Source organism: Bacteroides sp. LFL-34 (assembly GCF_027257075.1).
Lineage (GTDB): Bacteria > Bacteroidota > Bacteroidia > Bacteroidales > Bacteroidaceae > Bacteroides > Bacteroides ovatus.
In genome coordinates, this window is record NZ_JAPQKZ010000052.1 from 1 (window position 1) to 21,283 (window position 21,283).

A 21,283-nucleotide genomic window follows, 5' to 3' on the forward strand; every position below is an offset into this window, starting at 1 on the left:
TTATCCATTCAGAGTGAGAGAAAGGGGGACATTGTCTCTCTTTCCTCTCTGAAAAATAAATGTTTTTATTGCTTATTATCCGCACCCAAAAAGTTGCATTTATAAGTTGAACTCAAGTCAAATAAACACGTCCCGGAACAAATTCCGAATCATCGGCAATTGAAAGAGAGGCAGCAGAAGAAATTGCCTGTCCTGCTGAAATAGTAACCTCCGGATTTTCAAATGTATATGATTTATCCGGAATGGGATAATAATTGGTTCCCATTTCCTCATTATAAGTATCAACCAGACTTGCATCAACAGCCAGATTCACCTGAATATCCGATTCAACGCGAGAAGTTGAAGTCACAGAAACAGCATACGCAGATGGAAATCCATCAATGGCGAACTTTACCAATCTATCCGAAGATGTTCCGGTCATTAACAACCCGTCACCTTTTTGAGCGGCTTCCTGGCATCCCAGCAGCATAAAAGAAGCTATTCCTATCAAAGCAGCTCCCCATATCTTTTTTATATTATTCAATGTTTTCATACCTTGCATACAAATTTAAAATTCATCCATTTTCTTCTTCCGTTTCTTGTTTAGTAGACTGTTGTACAGGCTTTCCGGCAGGATTTTGTTCCTGAATACCACGCCGAAGGCTATAATAAGGAATAGCGGCTTTCTCTTTATCACCTATAGCCTGATTAGCAGGACGAGTGGTATTGTATTCATATTCAAAATAATATCCACCGAATCCGCCTTTTCGTCCTTGTGTAGGATTCCAGCGTGCCATACCTATTACAGAATAGATTGGATTGCCCCATGAATCTACTTTATTTCCATCGGCTTCCGTAAATTCGACTCCACCATTCTGCCAGTACCATCCCATTTGTTCCGTAGCAACGAATTTTTCAGGAGGACACCAGCTGCTAAGCTGGTCAAATTTAGATTGCAAACTTTGAGCACTACCGGTGGTGTAACATTGTCGTACAAAATAATCGACATAAGGTTCTGTTTCCTTAGGAGGCAGCTGATTATAGAAGTCAACAATTAATAATTTGCCTGTACCCGATTGAGGACCGAAATAATTTCCCAATACCTTTATAAACTTTGTAAAGTTATCATTTTGCAACCAGTCGCCTTCCGGTTCGTAGTCCAAGTCCAAACCATCCAGATCATTACGCAACACACATCTCGCAAGATGCAAAGCATAAGCCTCGATACCTGCGTCGGTTTTAGGAAACTCCGTACTTCCAATACGGCAAATCGTACACATCACAACGCGAGTCCCCTTTACTGTACGGATATAATTCATTTCCTCATAAGCAGTCGGCAAATAACGCTCGTTATAATAACTCGTTTCTACATAAGCCGGATTGTTGGAAGGAATACCTGACCACAGACTGACAATGTCCAGACTATCCGGCAGACCAGTGAAATGAAGCCCCTGCGAAGGAGATGCTTCTGAAGTATAACCGGCATACCAGCCGAAACAAATAGCATGATCTGTTTTCTTATATTCACGCAGGTTCTGATAATATTCTTCATTATAAGTATTAGCTGCCTGTATAACTTCCGGTTCAATATCCGTATCACAACCACTCACAACAAATGTCAAGAGATAGGTGAACAAAAAATATACATAATTTCTTTTCATATTCTGCATTATTTAAGTAACCAATTATTTATTAGGCACATCCCACCACAATCTGACACCCGGGTTATCTACGCCACCTAAAAGTGTGATGCCTTTATCCAACTCTGTTCTATTCGTATTATATTCCGATTCCGGATAAGGTAATCTGCGGATTTGTATATTTGTGTCTACAGAACCTCCGGAACTTTCGTTCACAACAACCGGAAATACTTTCGGATAACCGGTACGGCGGAACTCTGTCCATGCCTCTTGTCCCACCGGATAAAGAGCAATGTACTTTTGAGTAATGATTTGTTCCAGATTTGTTTTAAAATCTCCCGATTCATCCCAAGCGATAGAAACAGTCCCCAAAGCATCCATGGAATGAGATGATGTCACCGGATCCTCATAATTGGCAGGCACATATCCACCCGCCGCAGTTCTTGTCAGATACGCGTCAGCTCCTGATACACCATGTTCATCAAATGACATTCTTATTCCATCTTCATAATACTTTTTAGCATCGGCATTCGTTCCCCAACGCAAAGCATATTCCGCCAACAAGAAATATGATTCAGATGAACGCATCCACACTACATTGGAAGTAGCGGTTGCCTGTGGTTCGGCAAAGATTCCTGTTATATATTTATCCTTACTTACGTCCTTTGACATTCCGGCTCTTATACCCCGATATTTTCCACCCGTACCTGCCTCGAAGTAAGCAGAAAGTCGTGGATCCTGATAACCATTCATGTATGAATCCAGCGTCGCTCCCATACAAATATCATCCCATCCTTTCAGAATATACAGAGGACTTTCATAAGTCGCTATCGGAGTAATATGCTGAAGTTCTGCTAAATCAGACTTCACATTCATCAATCCATAACTATTGCCAATAGCCAGTTGGGCTTCACTTTTTGCCTTTGTTTCATCCACATAGGCAAGATGCAATGCAAGACGCAAACGAAGTGAATTGGCAAACTTTATCCAAGATGTAACATCACCGTTGAACACACAATCCCATGATGACAAAACTTTACTTCCGGATGCAGCATAACTATCCAAGTTATTGATAGCTCCATCCAATTCTTCAAAGAATCTGTAATAAACATCCTTTTGCGAATCATAAGGCACTTCTTTTGAAACTCCAAAATTCAAATAAGGAATAGGGCCATAGGTATCTGTCACACGATGCATTGCCGCTACTTTCAGAATTTGTGCCATAGAAAACCGGGGATCTTCGTCATTGTTAATCGCTTTTCTTATTTCACGCCAGGCATTCATAGTCGTCAGGTAATTGGTAGTGAACATATCACCATACCAACTTCTTTTATCCCAATTGTAACGACCGGCAGAATTGATACTGGGAGCAGGAAAACCAAAATAGCCGACATAACCATCTCCACCCATCACTTCCACAGTCTGATATCTGTCCGAACCGATATTAAGTCCCGGTTGTGCTACCACCAGTACGTTCTGCTCCATCTGTAAAAGAAGAGAACCAGTTCTCACATTATCCCAATCCGTCATCTCATCGGTTGCTTCATTAGGATTGGTATTGTACTCCAAAAAATTCTTTGTACAACCTACATTTATCATGATTACTCCAAGGAGTAAGTAGTAGTTCCTTACTTTAAAAAACTTACGTATGTTCATCATTATTTTTTTTAAAGGTTATCCAATTAGAAAGAAATCTTTGCAGAAAATCCCATCGATCTCAAACTCGGTTGCATGAAATAGTCCATACCCTGGTTATAAGTACCTGTACTTGCAGTAGATTCCGGGTCAAATGGAGCCTTACAATATAGCATCCATAAATTACGTCCTACAAAGGACACATTCAATCCAGAAATCCATTTACACCATTTATTGATCGGAATATCATATCCCAATGTCAATTCTCCCAAACGAACATTCGTCATACTATATACATACATAGAACCTACATAACCTGTACCATTAGCTCCGATAGTCTGATACCATGTCTGGGCATCAATCATCTGGCCGTTTACTTTCACGCCACCATTATCCCGCGCTTCTGCCGATGTCTTAGACACTCCATAATAGTCCATTACAGCTTGAGTGGCAGAAACTCCGATACCACCTACACGGGCATTCAACATAAATCCGAGACTGATTCCTTTCCAATTAAATTCATTTCTCCAGCTAAGAGTATATTTCGGATTGGTATTACCAGCATAGACATAATTATTCTTATCTGTTTCCAATGTACCCGTCATTGAATTCATCCAGATATGTCCATGCTCATCAGTTCTCATTGTATTCACATATACATCTCCCATAGAGCCCCCTACTGTTAGCCGCTGTTTGGCACCGCCTAACGAATAGACATCCATTTCGTCCAGATGTACTGTCACTCCCAACTCTTCATTTGTATATTCAGGGAGTAATTGGTCAATGCGGTTTCTGTTGAGCGACCATAGTAAAGTTGTTTTCCAATCTACAGGCCCTATATTCTGTTTAAAGCCAAGAGCTAACTCAATACCTTTATTCGTTACTTTACCTGCATTTACATATAATTTAGAATATCCGGTTGTTGTAGAAATTTCCGGACTGAAGAGCTGATTCTCCGTATATGTCTTATAAGCTGTCACGTCCAGTGTCAGTTTATTATCAAACAGACCTAAATTAAATCCTCCTTCCCATGAATGAGTTCTCTCCGGTTTAAGGTCTTTTATCGGGAAATAAGAAGTGGTATTCAACCCTCCCAACACTGCGTAAGTAGTGATAGCCCTGAATCTTTCCGGTGCATTACCCACCTCACTATATGAAAGGCGGACCTTTGCATAAGAAAGAATGTTAGATTTCATTGTAAACATATTAGTCAGAATCGCTGAAGCACCGATAGAAGGATATAATATGGAAGAATGGTTTGTTCCTGCCAAAGCAGATATCCAGTCATTACGTAACGAACCATCTACATAAACCATGCCCTTATATCCTAATGAGAATGTTCCGAATAAAGAATTGGTACGGTCGTGATAGTTCGTATTTTTATAGGTTAATTTACCGGAAACGTTCGCATTGTTAGAAGTAAACAGATTAGGAATGGTCAGCAATCCGCCGCCAAAATTAAGTTCCTTATAATCCAAATCCAATAAACTGGCACCTAAAGATGCTGTCAGATTCCATGTGTCGTGATAGAAATATTTATTGATATTCAACATGGCATCCGCATATATCTGACTGGTATTCTTGTTCGATTGCACGTATGCTCCTTTATCCGAGTTTTCAGCAATCACATTCAAAGTGGAAGCATACATTTTCTTTTCCGAGTTGATAGTTTCCTTATCCAGTTTCACGCGTCCGGAAACATTCAACCAATCTGTTATCGTATATTTTAGTGAACCGCTTGCCAGAAAACGGTCTTTCTTGTTGGTATACATATTCCGGTTCGTAATCCAGTAAGGATTCTGCATGGATAATCCATTTTCTTTCAATGGCCAGAACTGTGTTTTTATGTTACGGTCTACATCATATCGTTCATAATACTGATATTTCGAGAAATCATCACCGCGCGGAAATAAATAAACGGGAACCAATGGATTGGCATACTCTCCTTGCGACAACATATTCTGTTCCTTTACATTAGAATACATAAAACTTAAATCCATCGTCAGTTTATCATTCAGCATAGAGGTCGTGTTACGAACAGAGAAATTATATCTGTCCAAGTCATTATTCTGAATGATACCCCGGGCATTCACAGCACCTACGGATACATAGGTTTGATTTTTTTGTGTCCCTGTAGTCAGACTTACAGTGTTTGCTACATTGTAACCTGTCTGAAAAAAATCTTTAACTTCATAATCGGTAGGAGATGACAATTTAGATGCCCAACTATACCACTCTCCAGTTTCCGAACCATACGTATTCTGGAATTCCGGCAATCGGAATGGTGAATAGAAAGTTGAATTATTACTGTAAGTCAATCTGGTTTTATCTACAGCTCCTTTCTTCGTTGTGATAAGTACCACACCATTGGCAGCAGCCGAACCGTATAGTGCAGCGGCGGCCGATCCGCTAAGTACTGAAATTGATTCTATATCATCAGCGTTGAAGTTAGCCAATCCGTCACCGGATTGTCCGGCACCCGTATACTGATCGTCGGGTTGTTCACCTGATATATTAGCCAAAGGAACTCCATCTACTACATATAGAGCGTTGTTATTACCTGATATAGACTTCGTACCACGCATTACCACACGGGCACCGCCTCCAATACCGGATGAACTTGCATTGATATTCACACCCGCCACCTTACCGGCAAGACTGCTCATCACATTCATATCTTTCGCCTTTGCCACTTCGTCGCCGCCAATCTGCTGCACATTGTATGTCAAAGACTTGGTTTCGCGTTTAATGCCCAAAGCCGTTACAACAACCTCATTCAAGACTTTTGCATCTTCCGTCATCACAATGGAAAGCGATTTATTATCTGTAACCTTCACCTCTTGAGAAGCATATCCAATATAAGAGATCTCCAATACCGCTCCCTTTTTAGCTTGAATCTGAAAGTTTCCGTCGAAATCTGTAATAGCACCGGTAGTTGTCCCTTTTACTTTCACATTCACTCCGATCAAAGGTTCTCCTTTTGTATCTTTCACTGTACCTTTTACCTGAATAGTCGGATCTTGCTCTGTTACATTCAATTTATTGGTAGACAAGATAATCTGCTTATCAACCACTGTATAAGTAATGTTGGTTCCTTTAAATACCTCATCAAGAATATCCAGGATCTTACCTGAATTGTTTCTCACAGAAACAATACGATTCTTCTGAATTGTTTTATCATTATAAAGGAAAACATAGTCGGACGTCTCCTCTATTTTATTCAGTACCTGTTCTACAGATACATTGTTCATTGAAATGGCAACCCGCGTTCGCTGGGCATAGCCATCTTCGGCAGAAAGTTGTAATACTACTGCGAAAAGTAGTGCTAGACTAATCCTCATAACTAAAGGAAGTTTTAGATTTAAAGCATATTTAGGACATAATGCTGTAAATGAATGATTTTTTTTCATACATTTGTGGCTAACTAAAGTTTATTACTAAATGAACTATGGTTTGATTCCGGCTAGTGTTTGCGAGACCTTGTACCGTGAATCTGGAAAATTCGGAGGAAGACAGCTGTTGGTAGCAGCTTTCTTCCTTTCTTTTATTCTCTTGTGTTATTCCATGGGCTTTTATTTTAAGGGTTACTACTCTAATATAAATCTACTCTAATTTTAGTCTTTGATAATGTATCATCTGCCTGTTGTTGCGGTTCTTCAATTTTCCATTTTAAATCGGCAGACCTGGCCAGATAATCCAATATCTGCGACAGAGTTTCAGTCCGGAAAGTAGCCCGGTACTTATATTCTTTTCCAGACCTATTGTTAAACTGAATTTCTACATTGAAATGTCGTTCCAGACGCTTCAGGATTTCTTCTAATGAAGCATTTCTGAAAATTAGTTTTCCATCTTTCCAAGCTATCTTTCCATAGACATCCACTTTATTTTTTTTCGACTTTTGACTCTGTTTGTCGTAAAGCAACTGTTCTCCAGGAGCCAATACGATTGTTTCCTGATCGGGGGTTATCACATTTACCTTACCCTTTTCCAATACTGTTTCTATATAATTATCATCCTCATAAGCAGCTACATTAAATTTGGTACCATAAACATATACGCTCAAGCCATTCGGAGTATTTACATAGAAAGGACGATCTTTGTCTGCCTGCACTTCGAAATATGCCTCACCCTTCAGTTCTACCAACCGGTTGTCTTTCTTGAAAGTGGTAGGATAACGCAATGTACTACCTGCATTCAACCATACTACAGAATGATCCGGAAGTTCATAACGTATGACAGAACCGGTAGCGGTTACCACCTCTGCATATTTCTCGTCGGTTTCTGTTCCACTAAAATATAAATATCCCAAAACCAGAGAAGAGAGAAATAAAGGTATAGTCAGAAATGCTGCATAACGCATCAGTTGATTATACATGTTCTTTCTTCTATTAGTTTTTATTTTGGTTTGTGCTTGATAATAGGCACCCAATACATCAATGGATTCCATTTCTTTAATATCATCTCCCAATGCTTGTGCTTTACGGAGCAATGATTCCGGACTCATATTTTCCATATTTTCTTTCAAAATCTTATCTTTTAATTGTAATTACACTTATAATACAACTGAAGTAATTGGAAAAGGACAGCAAAAACAAACTTTTTTTATTTTATTTTTCGAGCCATGCCAAATTGAAGCGGTAATGCAATCGGCTACTAAGGATATGAACCACATTATCAGGAGTTTGTGTTCCTGCAAGATAGCCACGTGGTTCAGCATGATTTTCATCCATTTCGAAATATCCCGTCCATGCTCCACCGTTTAAAAAACGATATTCACCGTCCGTCAGTAGTTTTCTTACCGGCCATGTTTTTCCCTCATCGTAGGAAAGAGCCGCATACATGCCATATCCTTTCTTCACATTTCCATTTTTATCCTTAAATTCCAGACCACGTTCTTCCAAAGGCGTACGTTGCGGATGGTCTGTGAAAGAAACCAATAGCAAAGGTCCTTCATTCAGTCTCATTAAAACAAGACGCTGACCTCCGTCAATAGGAGGGAGTTCGCTTGCTACATATTTCCAGGTCTTTCCCATATCATCTGATATGCTCATTGGCATTCGGAGCTTTCCTTCTTTATTCCGTATGCTATTACCACGCCCCATAGCCATCAAACTTCCGTTCCCTAATTGTACAATTCCCGCATGGATACCTGCGATTGTACTTCCCGTTCCTCCTTCTTTGAAATCCGGCAAAGGAGCGCCATCCCAAGGATCGCACCATGTTTTTCCTCCATCTTTACTGATTTGAACAGCTGCCCCGTCATGACTGCCGGGACCCGCATCACAGGCTTGAACCAGCCATCCCTCACGTGTGCGAATCGTACCAGCTATTACCTGATGACGTTTGGTATGTTCGGGAGCTATCAGTTTAGGAGTGCTCCATGAAGCACCGTTATCTGTGCTGGTACGTAGTACCATTGCGAGATTCTGCCAGTCTCCCGATGCTTCCACTCCATTGATATGATACAATTTTCCTTTCCCGTCATTGAGCAAAGCGCTTCCTGTCATATTCCGATCCGGAACTTTAAAGAATAAAGAAGCCACATCCCAATCAGTGTGCCCGGCACGCAAGCGGGAACCGAGTACTACCATCCCTCTCCCATTCTCTTCATTTGCAGAAAACCATATTGCCAGCAAATCTCCATTATCACACCACGTAACTGCAGGCTGATGATTATGCAGATAAAATGGGGTATTCGAATCACATACCGGACGTACCACAAATGGTATCGGAGGCAAAAACATCGGTGTGATAGCAGATACTTTTTTCCATTTTATAGATGTATTTTCTACAGATTTCTGATTGAACGGGACAGGGGCAGATGTTCCCGATACATTCAAACGAGTATCTGCTTCCACAATTCTAAATCCGGTTTGGGAATGTTTATCTTCCGGGAGCATAGCCAGTCGATTGGCACTTCGCAAGTATTTCTCCGGGGTGTGATGACTCCCTCCTCGAGTGACCCGAAACTCTCCGGTCAACGGTCCTGCCGGGTCTTTCTGCTTTTCTGCGGAATAAGGAGCATACCAATCCAAGCACCATTCTTCCACATTTCCATGCATATCATAAAGCCCGAATGTATTAGGAGGAGTCTGGGCTACTTTTAAAGATACCGGATCAAAGTCACGAACCACTTTTTGATTCCGATGATAAACTGCAGGTAACCCGTCTCCTGTAGAAAATAGTGTGTATGTGCCTGCCCGACAAGCATATTCCCATTCCGCTTCTGTTGGCAAACGATAGTTTTTGCCTTCTTTCCGGCTAAGCCATTCACAAAAGGCAACAGCATCGGAATAACTCACATTGACGACTGCTTCATCATCTTCCAGCGAAACACCGTTTTTTCCTCGTAATGCCCGATGTTCCGGACGGAATGATTCATATTGCGCATTCGTTATTTCAGTGATTCCCATACGAAACGGGCGAGAGATTATTACCTGATGGATAGGAGCCTCATCAAAATCTTCGCCTAATCCGTCACTTCCCATATAAAAACTTCCGGCAGGTATTTCAGCCATCGGAATAAAAGACTTGGAAACTCCTTGAGAATGTATTGGCAAACAAAAGGTTATAGCCAATAAAAAAAACTTGTTTTTCATATTTTAATCCCGTTTATATATAATACAATCAACCTATATACAAAAGGACAGCCTCATCTGATTATTTTCTATTCATTAGTGTTGAAAGCAAAAAAAAGAATCGAAAATTAGGCTTTGATAATTATCTTATTATATATTTGCAGCAAAATGAAAAACTACAGAACCTCTAAATAATGAAAATATCTTTTTCCAAACAGACTAAGGAACGGGCTTTCAAACAACTTTATGAGGAGTATTATGCCCCATTTTGTTTGTATGCAAAAAGGTTTGTTGATGATAAAGAAACACGTGAAGACATCGTTTCGGATGTATTCACCTCATTATGGGATAAACTGGATACTGATTCTTTTGATCTTCAATCGAACACCGCATTAGCTTACATCAAAATGTGCGTAAAAAATAGCTGCCTGAATTTCCTGAAACATCAGGAATATGAATGGAGCTATGCGGAAAATATACAGAAGAAAGCTCCTGTCTATGAAACAGAACCGGATAGTATATATACTCTTGATGAGCTATACAGAATGTTGTATGAGACATTAAACAAACTTCCCGAAAACTATCGAACGGTCTTTATTAAAAGTTTCTTTGAAGGCAAAACTCATACAGAGATTGCAGAAGAGATGAATCTTAGCGTGAAGTCTATCAATCGATATAAACAAAAAACGATGGAACTTTTACGTAATGAATTAAAGGAGTATATGCCACTATTACTCTTGTTATTTCTTCGTGCATAATCTACATCCTCATGTTCTCTTCCTGGTATATGCCTTTCTTTTGAAAAACAGTCGTACTCTATATATGTATTAGTCCTGTTGTTTATATCACTCTGCTTAATAGTTAGCAGGGGCTTACTTGTGTGGACAGATAAGCTATCAGTTGTGAACAAATCCGTTTACGGTTGTAAACAGATTTGTTTACATGGGTGAGCCCTTGTAAAACATTAGAGCTTAACAAAAGAATACCTAAGTATCAATGTATGATATATAGGGAAATATAGTATAAATTAGCTGGGAACAAGACGAGCCAGGGTGAGGGTAAAAAGTTACCCTCACCCTGGCCTCACCTCTACCCTCACACTTGAAACACCGATGAATAAAGGGATTGAATCAAGGTGTGAGGGTGTGAGGGTAAAATGTCATCAACATTTGTTTGGCTAAGATGCGACACTCTGCCCGGTTTATTTTTCCGTTCTCTGTTTGCGGAATGGATTCTATTGTCAATATATGCTTGGGACGATAATAAGGTTCCAGTATTTCATGTAGTTTATTTCCGATTTCTTCTGTGTCGGGCTGATCTGCCAATAATAAAGTGACAGCCTGCCCTAAGCGCTGATCCGGAACTGAAGTAATGACAAAGGACACAGGAATAAACGGGCGGAGCAACTTCTCCATCTCCTCTGCTTGAATCTTAATTCCTCCACTGTTAATCACATTGTCTTTCCGGCCTAGAATCATAAAACTTCCATCGGGATAGATACGTGCAATGTCATTGGTTTGCAATGTTTCGTCACATACCAAAGGGGCATCAATGATTAATGTATTCTCTGCGGATAAAGACAATTTTACTGAAGGAAATGGATAATAATGTTCTGAAGCCGATGCTCCGTTCAGACGACGAAGGGCAATATGCGACAAAGTTTCAGTCATGCCATAAGTGGAGTAAACGGCAGTCGGAAGATGGTTTATCTCCGTTTCCAGAGCCTCATCAACGGCTCCGCCTCCTATAATCAGAATATCCGTTTGTTTTAATCGCTCTTTTTCTTCGGGAACCTGCATCGTGTTATAAACTTGCAATGGGACCATTGCCACAAATCTCAAAGATTCTTTTATATCCGCCAACGGATGACCGGAAGCAGGACGAACAATCAGGTTCAAGCCTGCAACCAATGAACGTACGACCACCATCATTGCACCGATATAACGAAGATTCATACATAATAATGCCGACTCACCTTTCTTCAAATTCAGAAATTCACAAGTCAGACGTGCACTTTGCATCATTTGATCCTTGCGTACCATCAGTTCTTTAGGTATACCCGTGGAGCCCGATGTATGAACTGTAATAACAGGAGAATCATTAAACCATTCGTTCAGGAAAAGATATAAATCCCAATAAGCAGAAGAATGAGCTTCTGCTCCTCCTGCTATCAGTTGGCTTATATCTTCAAAAGTGTATTCTTTTCCTTCCAGTAGCAAGCGCTGTTGTTGTCGATCAAATATCATCAGAATATCCTTTAAATACCACTAAATACTATCATTTACAAAACCACAGGCAATCTTTTCTGATTTCAAGAGGCACTTCTATATTGTCAGTAAAGAGCATACCCGTTCCCAATCCTTGTGGCAACGGATTATTGAATGTTGCACACCAATGGGCGATAGCGTTCAAACCAATGTTGGACTCCAAAGCGGAAGTGATCCACCAGCCGATATGTTGCTTTTCCGCTTCCATAATCCATTCATCCCCTCCGCATATTCCTCCGTGGAGAGATGGTTTAATGATGATATATTGCGGACGGATGGTTGCCAGCAGTTTCTTTTTTTCTTCCAGCATGTTGCATCCTATCAGCTCTTCATCCAATGCTATCGGCAACGGAGATTCAGAAGTGAGCCGGGCCATTTCCTCCCATTGTCCGGCACGGATCGGCTGTTCGATAGAATGTAAATCAAATTCCGACAGACGTTTCAGTTTTTCCATTGCATCACCCGGAGAGAAAGCACCGTTTGCATCTACACGCAACTCTATTTCTTTAGAAGAGAAATGGGTACGAATATGACGTAACAACGCCAATTCTTTTTCAAAATCGATAGCACCAATCTTTAGTTTGACACAACGGAATCCGGCTTCCATCTTTTTCTCGATTTGGGATAACATGTGATCAAAATCTCCCATCCAAATCAAACCATTAATTTGAATCCCTACCTCTCCACGAGAAAAAGCCGTATCGGACAAAGCCCAACTCCCTGCAAAGAAATGCCAGATAGCCGTTTCCAAGCCAAATAAGATGGAAGGATACTTGCATAGACCATCTTTATCCAATTTTCCCTGTTCTTCCTCTACTTGCCGGCAAGTTCTTATTAATATATCTTCGTAATCAGGGAGATCATCACAACTTAACGCAGGCAAAGGCGCACATTCTCCAATTCCCACTCTACCCGGAAAATCAGGAGAAGCAAAGTGAAGATACCAGACTTTTCGTGTAGTATATGTTCCCCGGGAAGTTCCCGCGGGTCGCTTGAAATGGAGCAACCGGGGAATAATATCTATCTTACAATCCATAATGAATATCTTTTCAATCTGCTAATTACTGCACAACCAGTCTTTCATTAGCCTATTATTTTAAGGAAATTTCGGATATTGTTTGAAGTTCGGTTTACGTTTCTCCAGAAACGCATTCTTTCCTTCCTGTGCTTCATCCGTCAGGTAATAAAGTAATGTTGCGTCACCTGCCAACTCCTGAATACCTGCCTGGCCGTCCAGTTCGGCATTCAATCCCGCTTTAATCATGCGCAAAGCCAACGGGCTAAGCAACATCATTTCTTCCGCCCATTGCACGTATTCATCTTCCAGCTGTTCCAAAGGTACTACCTTATTCACCAATCCCATATCCAATGCTTCTTGTGCATTATACTTGCGGCAAAGGAACCAAATTTCACGTGCTTTCTTCTGTCCTACCACACGCGCCAGATAAGATGCACCGAATCCGGCATCAAAGCTACCCACGCGAGGACCTGTCTGACCGAAAATGGCATTTTCCGAAGCAATGGATAAATCACATACTACATGGAGCACGTGTCCGCCACCAATGGCAAAACCGTTCACGGCAGCAATCACCGGTTTCGGGATGCTGCGAATCTGCTTTTGCACATCCAATACGCTAAGACGAGGCACACCGTCTTTTCCGATATATCCGCCACGTCCTTTCACATTCTGGTCGCCGCCCGAACAAAATGCCTTATCACCGGCTCCGGTAATCACAATCACATCAATATCCGCTTCTTCACGGCAGATGCGCAATGCGTCACTCATTTCAGCAGTAGTTGTCGGAGTAAACGCATTCCGATAACGCTCACGGTTGATCGTGATACGGGCAATTCCATTATAATAATCAAAAAGAATATCGTCGTATTCTCTGATGGTTGTCCACTCTCTTTGTGTTGACATAATCTATTTTTGTTTTAATTGATGATAATAATTCTTCAACATACGCGCGTCCTTGTTTTTGTTGGTAAACACCTCCAAGAGCACAGGCTGTTCCATAGTTTCCGGCTGGGTGAAAGTTTTCATCGCTTCAGCCAGTTCTTCGTCATTTTGCGCTTGCAGATAGAGAAATCCACGTTCCTCTGCCCAACCTTTGGCCGACGTTTTATGGACTGCCGCAATAAATTTATGTGAGGTACCCGACATATCCAATCCCGGCAAGGTATGGAAAATCTCTCCTCCTCCATTATTTAGTAGAAGAATACGCAGATTGGAGCGAACGTTGACATTCCACAATGCATTCATATCATAGAAAAAGCTCAAATCTCCGATAGCTATAAAGTTCAGTTTATCGGAAGCTGCCGCATAACCGACAGCCGTAGACAGCGAGCCTTCAATGCCGTTTGTTCCCCGGTTGCAACAAACTTCAATCGTAGAAGGAATGGAGTATAACTGCGCATAGCGCACCACCGAACTGTTTGCCAGATGCAACGCACATGACTCCGGCAAGGCTTTCAATAACGTACCGACGGCAGACATTTCCGAATAAGCAAACTCCGGTTCGGGAATGATCTTGCAATAGTTTTCCCACACACGGGGATATTCAGGAGTCCGATTGTCCAGCAAACTGGCTATCTTCTCCAGAAACTCGAACGGGTCCATTTCGATCACCGTAGTTAATGAGCCGTACAAATCGATCACCTCACCGTCCGGCGATACGTGCCAATGTTCTTTAGGCGGATGCTGACGAAGAAACTTCTTCAATCGTTTGGAAACGACATGTCCTCCATAAGTAATCAGCAATTCGGGAACCATCTGACCGACCTTCTCTTCGGGCATGGCATAAAGTGCCGCATCGAAATTCTTTACCGGAATACCGGGAACTGTCTGATTGCCGATATGTTCCGTCAACCAGGCAAAATGTTTATATAATAACTTGATATATCTTTTTTCAAACAGATAGATAAGATTCATCTGACCGATGATAATCATGCGCTTCTGATATTTATTCATCCGGTCGACCAGATCATTATAATCACGGTCATAGACGTTCAATCCCTGATAACGGGTTATCACACGCACTTCCGGGAGCGTATCTACAGTGAACTGAAACAGTGGTTCGGAAATAGGAACATTGATATGCACCGGCCCTTTTCCATGATGATTCGTCTCCAGCAAAGCTTCATTCACCAGGCGATTGCAATACCATTCATCTTCTTCCGTATGAATCTCCGGAAGATTGACCGACTTCTTTACCAGCGTTTGAAACACACCTGGTTGCGGCACTGTTTGTCCATCCATCTGTCCGATCCAGGCAGCGGGACGGTCTGCTGAAATGACAACTAAAGGAACATTCTGATAAAATGCTTCGGCTACAGCCGGATGAAGATTTAATAATGCAGTACCGGAAGTGCAGCACACAGCAGCAGGCTTACCACCATTCAACGCAAGACCAATGGCAAAATAACCGGCACTCCGTTCATCCGTCACTGCATAACAGGTGAAGTTCGGATGATTAGACAAAGTATGTACTATGGGCGTATTACGACTACCCGGACACAACACAACCTTAGTAATCCCATGCGCCTCGAGCAACGCAACCAACTGGAGTATGTTCTTCTTGTCTGTATACATGATGATAATTATTAGTAGTTTATGATTTTAAAGGAGGCACTGCAATCAGCCGTTTGATGGTTTGCAACTTCTTCTCCGTTTCCAGCCATTCGTCATTCAATTCCGAAGAGGCCAATAATCCACCGCCGGCATAAAGAGTAAGTTGTTTATCTTCGATATGCATACAGCGTAAGTTTACATAGATGTCTGTTCGTCCTTCCGGATCGAGCCATCCGATAAAGCCGGAGTAATAGCGGCGGTCGTAACCTTCGTTCTGCAAAATAAACTGATAGGCTTCTTCCTTCGGCAAGCCGCATACGGCAGGTGTCGGATGCAAAACTTTCAGAAGGTCTCCCAAACCTTTATTATCTTTCAAAGAAAAACGGAAATCAGTTTTTAAATGTGACAAAGCACCGGCATAAGCAGGATATGGCCCGTTTTCCGTAGAATGAATATCCAGTGAAAGAAGCTGCCGACGGATATAAGAAGCAACATAATCTTGTTCTTTCCGGTTCTTTTCATCCCATACTTGCGGCAGTCTGCCATCTTGCAAAGGCTGTGTTCCGGCCAGCGCAACCGTATGCCATTCGTCTTTCTCACCTGATAAAATAATTTCGGGAGTACTTCCCAGCCAGATGCCTGTCTGCGGAGTATAACATAAATATATATACGAATGAATATAACGTTTACAAGCCGCCCGAAAGATGGACAAAGGAGAAAAATCCGCTACTTTATCAACTGTAAGATGACGGGAAAGCACTAGTTTATCAAACGTCCTCTCACGCAATGCATTTATAAAGGTATGAAAGCAGGAGGCATATTCCTCCGTAGAAGAAGTCAGGAACGATTCTTGTCTTTGCATCCGCAAAGCGACTTCCCGTTCTTCTGCCGTATCATTGTCAATCGGCAAAGGTTGCCCCCACTGATCGGGTTGAATCAATACGACAGGACACGTCTCACTCACCTGAAACGGAGCGATGACAAATCCTCTCTGTCCATTCAGTTCTTTCAGGTCGTATATCAGACGTACCGCTCCTTCCGCCTGTGTCAACAGACGGGGAACTTTCTCCCCGGGAATACGGTAAACAGCAAACGGCTGCTTCCGCTGAATAAATGCATCAATAGTTGTCAAATTACTTATTTCTTCGTCGGTCATCTCTTTTTCATCACACTGTTGACTACCCGTATGGAAGACACTAGTTTGTTTGTTGAAGTAAACACGTCTACATTCCATACATGGGAGGAACGTCCCTTATGTACAACTGTTCCTACTGCACGCACTGTATCTCCTTCATGTGCAGAAGATATGTGGTTTCCACTGACCTGCATTCCTACTACAATCTCGTCCGGCTGGCAAAGAATCATTGAACCGAGTCCGGCAACTGTTTCCGCCAATGCAAGAGTAGCCCCGCCATGCAAAATGCCAAAAGGCTGACGGGTACGATGGTCTACCGGCATTGTTGCTTCCACACGGTCTTCGTCGGCATAGGTATATTGAATTCCCAAGTTTCCCATCAATGCGTGGCGTGCCTGCGCATTCAGTTGGTCAAGGGGAATTTCGGCTACACGCACTTCGGATATGATAGCCTTCTCCACTGCAACGGCCACTCCGTCTTCCTCATTCGAAGCAGTCACATAATCGGCACAGGCTTTCACCGAGTCTTGTGAATGTCCCATAGCTATGCCCAGCCCCGCCAATTGAATCATTGTTACGTCACACACACCGTCGCCCACAGCAATCACTTCCTCACGCTTCATACCTAGCACCTCCAGCAAAGCACCCAAAGAATTGGCTTTGTCGATGGCGCAGGGAACTACTTCCAGAAAATAGGGCTCCGAACGGAATACGTCCAACGCCCCATTCAGTCGTCTCTTCCAGTGATCTTCCAAACCAAGCAATGCTTCTTCGTCATCGCTCACCAGCATACACTTACAAGGAGCAAAATCAACGGCAGCAGAAAATTCTTCTTCTTTGATTATTTGCAGGTCATTCAACCGGGCTTCATTTTGGATATGTTCATTTTCAGGAGAATCCGTTATGATCGTATCATCATGATAAGTGAATAAAGCAAAACCGTTTTTACGGGCTTTCTTTTCCAGATACGGCAACATTTCGGGATTAATCCGACGTTCAAACAGAATTTCTCCGTTTTGTGCATTGATAATCTGACAGCCATTATAGGAAAGGATAAAACCTCCATAGTTTCCAAGTTCGAGCATCTTGGCCAGCGGCATTAGGCCATAAGTCGGTCTGCCGGACGCCAGCACAATACGTACTCCCATTTGCTGAACCTTCAACAGGGCAGCCAATGTACGTTTACTAATTTCTTTCGCATCATTGAGGAGTGTTCCGTCTACATCAAGAACCAATAATTTATACTTCATGATTACACGATTTTGATTTAGATTACAAAGGTAGGAAATTGAGTGAACGACAGAAAGCGTAAACAGATAAAATTACTTTAATTTCACTCTCTCAAACGCATTTCCAGATAATCGCGAAGAATTCGGGCGTGATTATACACCGGTTCTTTTGAAGCATAAAGTAGTGTTATCACCGGATGTGGTTTGATAAGAGTCAGAAAATCAGCCATTGATGGAGAAGCATCCAGCTCTTTTTGATACTGCGTGACAAAATCTCCCCAATGTCCGGGAATATCTTCATGAAACCATTTACGTAATGTAGGGGATGGTGTTATGTCTTTTGCCCAATAATCGTATTTCAACCATTCTTTCTTCATTCCGCGTGGCCATAATTTATCTACCAACACCCGGTATCCATCTGTTTCTGAAAAATCTTCGTAAACCCTCTTTATCCTTACCTGTATCATTTCCATTAATATTTAGTTATCAATAGATAAACCGGGAAAAACGAAAATTGTTTAGTAGAACTATTTAATTCCTCAATGTGTCCTGCGCTTTTTTAAATTCATAAGGAGTCATTCCCGTCTTTTTCTTAAAAAGGTTATATAATATCGGGGCACTATTAAATCCGGATTCATCAGCGATGGCACGTATGGTATAGTTAGGATATTTTTTCATTAGCTTGATCGCATAATTAATGCGCAGTCCGTTGATGTACCCATTGAAATTAGTTCCGGTGCATTCTCTTATCATCCGGGCAAAGCGTGCATTATTCAGATGTACAATCTGCGCCAAATCTTCTCTTGAGAGCTCTGGAGAAAGATATAGCTGTTTTTGAACGACTGTATGATTTAATTCCTGGAATATTTTCTTGTTCTCCTCTTCTTCCCCACTTTCTTTGTCTGTTTCGTCCAAAAGTTCATCCTGTTCTTCAGGAGAAATCAATTCCGGTTCCAATTCTGATGAAACCTCCTGTTCCTCGTACACTTCCAATAACTGATTACCATCTTTTTTATTGGCAAATTTCTCGTTTATCAGTTTGGCAAGCATCCTGTTTTTATACTCGATTATATGGTTGAAACGCCACAAACGCCAAAGTATAAACAGGGTCAGCACTACAATACACGCCAAAAAGCAGAGTGAAACATTCCTTATTTTTAGCTGTGAGGCTTGCTCGGCGATGTATTCTTCTTTTTCGGAAGCACCGTACATCGCGTTCAATTCTAATGCAGCATTTTTCCTGTCGGTACTGTTAATGCTATCCGTTATTGCAATGATGGTTTCACGTATTTCTGCGGCTTCTTTATAACGATTCAGCCCCAGATATGCCTGGACTTCCTTATTAAGTATAGTTAAATATTGAGCGTTCAAGGTATCCCGCTGTGTTCTCAACAATTCTTTAAAGTCCTTACAGTTGTCTATTACTGTCTCATATTGTTTGGAAAGAATCAAATAAGGAATCGAATACATCTTGCCATCCGGAGTATGAGATTCTTTTATTGCCAGATATTTTTGATAATATCCTTCTGCTTGCGCATATTTCTTTTCTAAATAAGAAATATAGGCCAAATTTGCATATAAATAGCTATATTGACCATCAATGTAGCCTTCGGGAACCTCCGGTACTTTCTCTAATTTTTTAAGAAGTTTTTCACGTTCATAAGCAAGAGCCAAAGCTTCATCAATACGGGAATCTGTCATTAAAAATCCCATCTCTGCTCCATAATAATAGGAAAGCAGCATCATTTCTCTCATATCCTTTGACCCACGCAGTAATTCAATCGTACGACCAAAATAATTATACGCCTCATCTTTCAATGATAGCCTCCAATTATTCTCTCCTATGCAAAAAAGCAATCTAGCTTCCGCCTCTCTGTCCTTCAGTTTTTGAGCCTGCATAATTCCACTAAGAGCATAATGCATGCTCTCATTATATTTACTCATTATGGATGAAAGTTCAGCTAAATAAACCGTCATCTTCAACATGTGCTTAGGTTCTCTTTGAGAGATGGAATCAAGCAAGTACGACTTCCTTGCATACATAAAAGCTAGTTTATTCATATACATATTACGATATGACAAACTGCGCAATTCATTAATCAGACGCAGAGGGAAGGCTTTTCTGGTTTCGGCCTCATCCAACAACTGTAAAGCACGTTTGGGGTTGGAAATATAAATATCTCTGATATATTTTTCTGTATACAAAGAGTCATTATTTATAATTTTATCAGCCCTTGAAAATTGATTGTGTACAAATAGAAGCACAAAAATACATACCCAAAAACGCATAAAACTCTTAATCGTGTTTAATCATTAATTATCCAAAGGTATGTATTTTCCAAAAAATGTGCAGACACAATTTAAATTTGCAAAATAAAAATAAGAAACATTAGCTAAACATATCAGAGACGTAACATGGTTCCAAGTCAGCTATTCTCCTGAATCACAGCCCAATGCTTTGCTCAATCGCCCTTCAAGGCATACACTTAAGTCAGTCGTTACAAACTTGCCATTATAAAAAAGAGTAAATATGGTAGCCGGAGTAGGTGCATTTTGCGCCTGTTCCATACTTTCCAATTCAATTATTCTCAATGGAATGTCTTTGCTCTTAGCAGCACTGACCAAAGAACCGCGAACGTGAAACTCCGTAAACGGGCAGCGATGGGTATAATAAACGACTATTCCATCCTTATCCGGACACTCACCGCTCAACACGCAATCATTAAAAGAAGGATCAGGAGCAGCCGGGTTTAGTTTCAAACTTAAAAGGCTGAATCCGTAAGGGAGTTTTTCTATTGTTTGGAAACCTTGTCGCAACAGCCATTTCGTGTCACTCATAAAATGAAATTTAGAAGTGCCCACCACTGTGACAAGCCCATCTTTCCCCTGCAATTTTGCATCATCAATGGCAGACTGCAATAATGCCTTACCATGTCCGCAACCTTTATATTTACCTGACACCCAGAAACAGTTTATCATCAGATAATTGGGAGCATTCACCGGAACCCATGCTTTTTCAGCAGGACCGTATTCGATAAACACTTTTGCCCGTTCATCAATACGTCTGAACACATAGCCGTTATCGAACTCTTTCTTCAGCCATTCTTTTTTGAGTTCATAACTATCCTTGCATTTCTTATCTGAGAAAGCACAGCATATATGTTCGTTTGCAATATTCTCCTTTGTCAAAGTGATGTAATTGGTTTCCATAATATTCTATTTAATTAATAGGTTAAACAAATAACAGTT

At 41.2% G+C, this 21,283-nt stretch carries 16 protein-coding genes; 1 reads left to right on the plus strand and 15 read right to left on the minus strand.

Features of this window, described 5'->3' with window-relative positions:
• Positions 1-112: 112 nt before the first annotated feature.
• The 6 genes from N5O98_RS22795 to N5O98_RS22820 form a co-directional block, all read right to left on the minus strand.
• Positions 113-532 carry a DUF1735 domain-containing protein gene (locus N5O98_RS22795; RefSeq protein ID WP_269496042.1) on the minus strand — a complete coding sequence of 140 codons (420 nt, stop codon included), beginning with the start codon at positions 530-532 and terminating at the stop codon, positions 113-115.
• Between the two features lie 22 nt (positions 533-554).
• Positions 555-1,640, minus strand: a complete 1,086-nt coding sequence (locus N5O98_RS22800; RefSeq protein ID WP_004319710.1) for an endo-beta-N-acetylglucosaminidase family protein — start codon at positions 1,638-1,640, stop codon at positions 555-557.
• Positions 1,641-1,664: 24 nt separating this feature from the next.
• Positions 1,665-3,278, minus strand: coding sequence for a SusD/RagB family nutrient-binding outer membrane lipoprotein (locus N5O98_RS22805; protein ID WP_022199280.1), 1,614 nt, complete (start codon positions 3,276-3,278; stop codon positions 1,665-1,667).
• A gap of 23 nt (positions 3,279-3,301) precedes the next feature.
• Positions 3,302-6,595, minus strand: coding sequence for a SusC/RagA family TonB-linked outer membrane protein (locus N5O98_RS22810; protein WP_004319711.1), 3,294 nt, complete (start codon positions 6,593-6,595; stop codon positions 3,302-3,304).
• A 251-nt stretch (positions 6,596-6,846) separates the two neighbouring features.
• A complete protein-coding gene (locus N5O98_RS22815) occupies positions 6,847-7,767 on the minus strand; it encodes a FecR family protein (RefSeq protein ID WP_008648521.1) in 921 nt (306 codons plus the stop codon).
• 94 nt (positions 7,768-7,861) lie between these two features.
• Positions 7,862-9,853 carry an SUMF1/EgtB/PvdO family nonheme iron enzyme gene (locus tag N5O98_RS22820; protein WP_004319714.1) on the minus strand — a complete coding sequence of 664 codons (1,992 nt, stop codon included), beginning with the start codon at positions 9,851-9,853 and terminating at the stop codon, positions 7,862-7,864.
• 173 nt (positions 9,854-10,026) lie between these two features.
• Between N5O98_RS22820 and N5O98_RS22825 the strand changes: the two genes are divergently transcribed.
• A complete protein-coding gene (locus N5O98_RS22825) occupies positions 10,027-10,590 on the plus strand; it encodes an RNA polymerase sigma-70 factor (protein WP_004302268.1) in 564 nt (187 codons plus the stop codon).
• 372 nt (positions 10,591-10,962) lie between these two features.
• On the opposite strand, the gene N5O98_RS22830 is transcribed toward N5O98_RS22825, so the two are convergent.
• From N5O98_RS22830 to N5O98_RS22870, 9 genes are all read right to left on the minus strand, one after another.
• A complete protein-coding gene (locus tag N5O98_RS22830; RefSeq protein ID WP_004310003.1) occupies positions 10,963-12,078 on the minus strand; it encodes an AMP-binding protein in 1,116 nt (371 codons plus the stop codon).
• 31 nt (positions 12,079-12,109) lie between these two features.
• Positions 12,110-13,135: an o-succinylbenzoate synthase gene (locus N5O98_RS22835; RefSeq protein WP_004310002.1), complete on the minus strand. Its 1,026-nt coding sequence runs from the start codon at positions 13,133-13,135 to the stop codon at positions 12,110-12,112.
• 60 nt (positions 13,136-13,195) lie between these two features.
• The gene (gene menB, locus N5O98_RS22840; protein ID WP_004310001.1) at positions 13,196-14,020 is read right to left on the minus strand and encodes a 1,4-dihydroxy-2-naphthoyl-CoA synthase; all 825 of its coding nucleotides are present in this window, start codon (positions 14,018-14,020) and stop codon (positions 13,196-13,198) included.
• 3 nt (positions 14,021-14,023) lie between these two features.
• Positions 14,024-15,691 (minus strand): 2-succinyl-5-enolpyruvyl-6-hydroxy-3-cyclohexene-1-carboxylic-acid synthase, encoded by a 1,668-nt coding sequence (gene menD / locus N5O98_RS22845; RefSeq protein ID WP_004310000.1) that lies wholly within the window; start codon positions 15,689-15,691, stop codon positions 14,024-14,026.
• A 19-nt stretch (positions 15,692-15,710) separates the two neighbouring features.
• The gene (locus tag N5O98_RS22850; RefSeq protein ID WP_004309999.1) at positions 15,711-16,826 is read right to left on the minus strand and encodes an isochorismate synthase; all 1,116 of its coding nucleotides are present in this window, start codon (positions 16,824-16,826) and stop codon (positions 15,711-15,713) included.
• Complete coding sequence (locus N5O98_RS22855; RefSeq protein WP_004302261.1) at positions 16,823-18,055, minus strand: Cof-type HAD-IIB family hydrolase; 1,233 nt, start codon at positions 18,053-18,055, stop codon at positions 16,823-16,825. The genes N5O98_RS22850 and N5O98_RS22855 overlap by 4 nt, the downstream gene beginning before the upstream one ends.
• Before the next feature lie 83 nt (positions 18,056-18,138).
• Entirely contained in the window at positions 18,139-18,501 is a 363-nt protein-coding gene (locus tag N5O98_RS22860) for a DUF488 domain-containing protein (protein ID WP_004305785.1), read from the minus strand.
• Between the two features lie 64 nt (positions 18,502-18,565).
• On the minus strand, positions 18,566-20,323 hold the full coding sequence (locus tag N5O98_RS22865) for a helix-turn-helix domain-containing protein (RefSeq protein WP_004302259.1): 1,758 nt from the start codon (positions 20,321-20,323) through the stop codon (positions 18,566-18,568).
• Positions 20,324-20,464: 141 nt separating this feature from the next.
• Positions 20,465-21,244 (minus strand): N-acetyltransferase, encoded by a 780-nt coding sequence (locus N5O98_RS22870; protein ID WP_004302258.1) that lies wholly within the window; start codon positions 21,242-21,244, stop codon positions 20,465-20,467.
• Positions 21,245-21,283 lie beyond the last annotated feature (39 nt).

Excerpts from the sequence above, each read along its gene's own strand:
- N5O98_RS22805 (WP_022199280.1), bottom strand. The coding sequence starts at position 3,278 with ATGATGAACATACGTAAGTTTTTTAAAGTAAGGAACTACTACTTACTC.
- N5O98_RS22815 (WP_008648521.1), bottom strand. The coding sequence starts at position 7,767 with ATGGAAAATATGAGTCCGGAATCATTGCTCCGTAAAGCACAAGCATTG.
- N5O98_RS22800 (WP_004319710.1), bottom strand. The coding sequence starts at position 1,640 with ATGAAAAGAAATTATGTATATTTTTTGTTCACCTATCTCTTGACATTT.
- menD (WP_004310000.1), bottom strand. The coding sequence starts at position 15,691 with ATGTATACAGACAAGAAGAACATACTCCAGTTGGTTGCGTTGCTCGAG.
- N5O98_RS22865 (WP_004302259.1), bottom strand. The coding sequence starts at position 20,323 with ATGCGTTTTTGGGTATGTATTTTTGTGCTTCTATTTGTACACAATCAA.
- N5O98_RS22860 (WP_004305785.1), bottom strand. The coding sequence starts at position 18,501 with ATGATACAGGTAAGGATAAAGAGGGTTTACGAAGATTTTTCAGAAACA.
- N5O98_RS22835 (WP_004310002.1), bottom strand. The coding sequence starts at position 13,135 with ATGGATTGTAAGATAGATATTATTCCCCGGTTGCTCCATTTCAAGCGA.
- N5O98_RS22795 (WP_269496042.1), bottom strand. The coding sequence starts at position 532 with ATGAAAACATTGAATAATATAAAAAAGATATGGGGAGCTGCTTTGATA.
- N5O98_RS22830 (WP_004310003.1), bottom strand. The coding sequence starts at position 12,078 with ATGATATTTGATCGACAACAACAGCGCTTGCTACTGGAAGGAAAAGAA.
- N5O98_RS22870 (WP_004302258.1), bottom strand. The coding sequence starts at position 21,244 with ATGGAAACCAATTACATCACTTTGACAAAGGAGAATATTGCAAACGAA.
- N5O98_RS22855 (WP_004302261.1), bottom strand. The coding sequence starts at position 18,055 with ATGAAGTATAAATTATTGGTTCTTGATGTAGACGGAACACTCCTCAAT.
- N5O98_RS22825 (WP_004302268.1), top strand. The coding sequence starts at position 10,027 with ATGAAAATATCTTTTTCCAAACAGACTAAGGAACGGGCTTTCAAACAA.
- N5O98_RS22850 (WP_004309999.1), bottom strand. The coding sequence starts at position 16,826 with ATGACCGACGAAGAAATAAGTAATTTGACAACTATTGATGCATTTATT.
- N5O98_RS22810 (WP_004319711.1), bottom strand. The coding sequence starts at position 6,595 with ATGAGGATTAGTCTAGCACTACTTTTCGCAGTAGTATTACAACTTTCT.
- N5O98_RS22820 (WP_004319714.1), bottom strand. The coding sequence starts at position 9,853 with ATGAAAAACAAGTTTTTTTTATTGGCTATAACCTTTTGTTTGCCAATA.
- menB (WP_004310001.1), bottom strand. The coding sequence starts at position 14,020 with ATGTCAACACAAAGAGAGTGGACAACCATCAGAGAATACGACGATATT.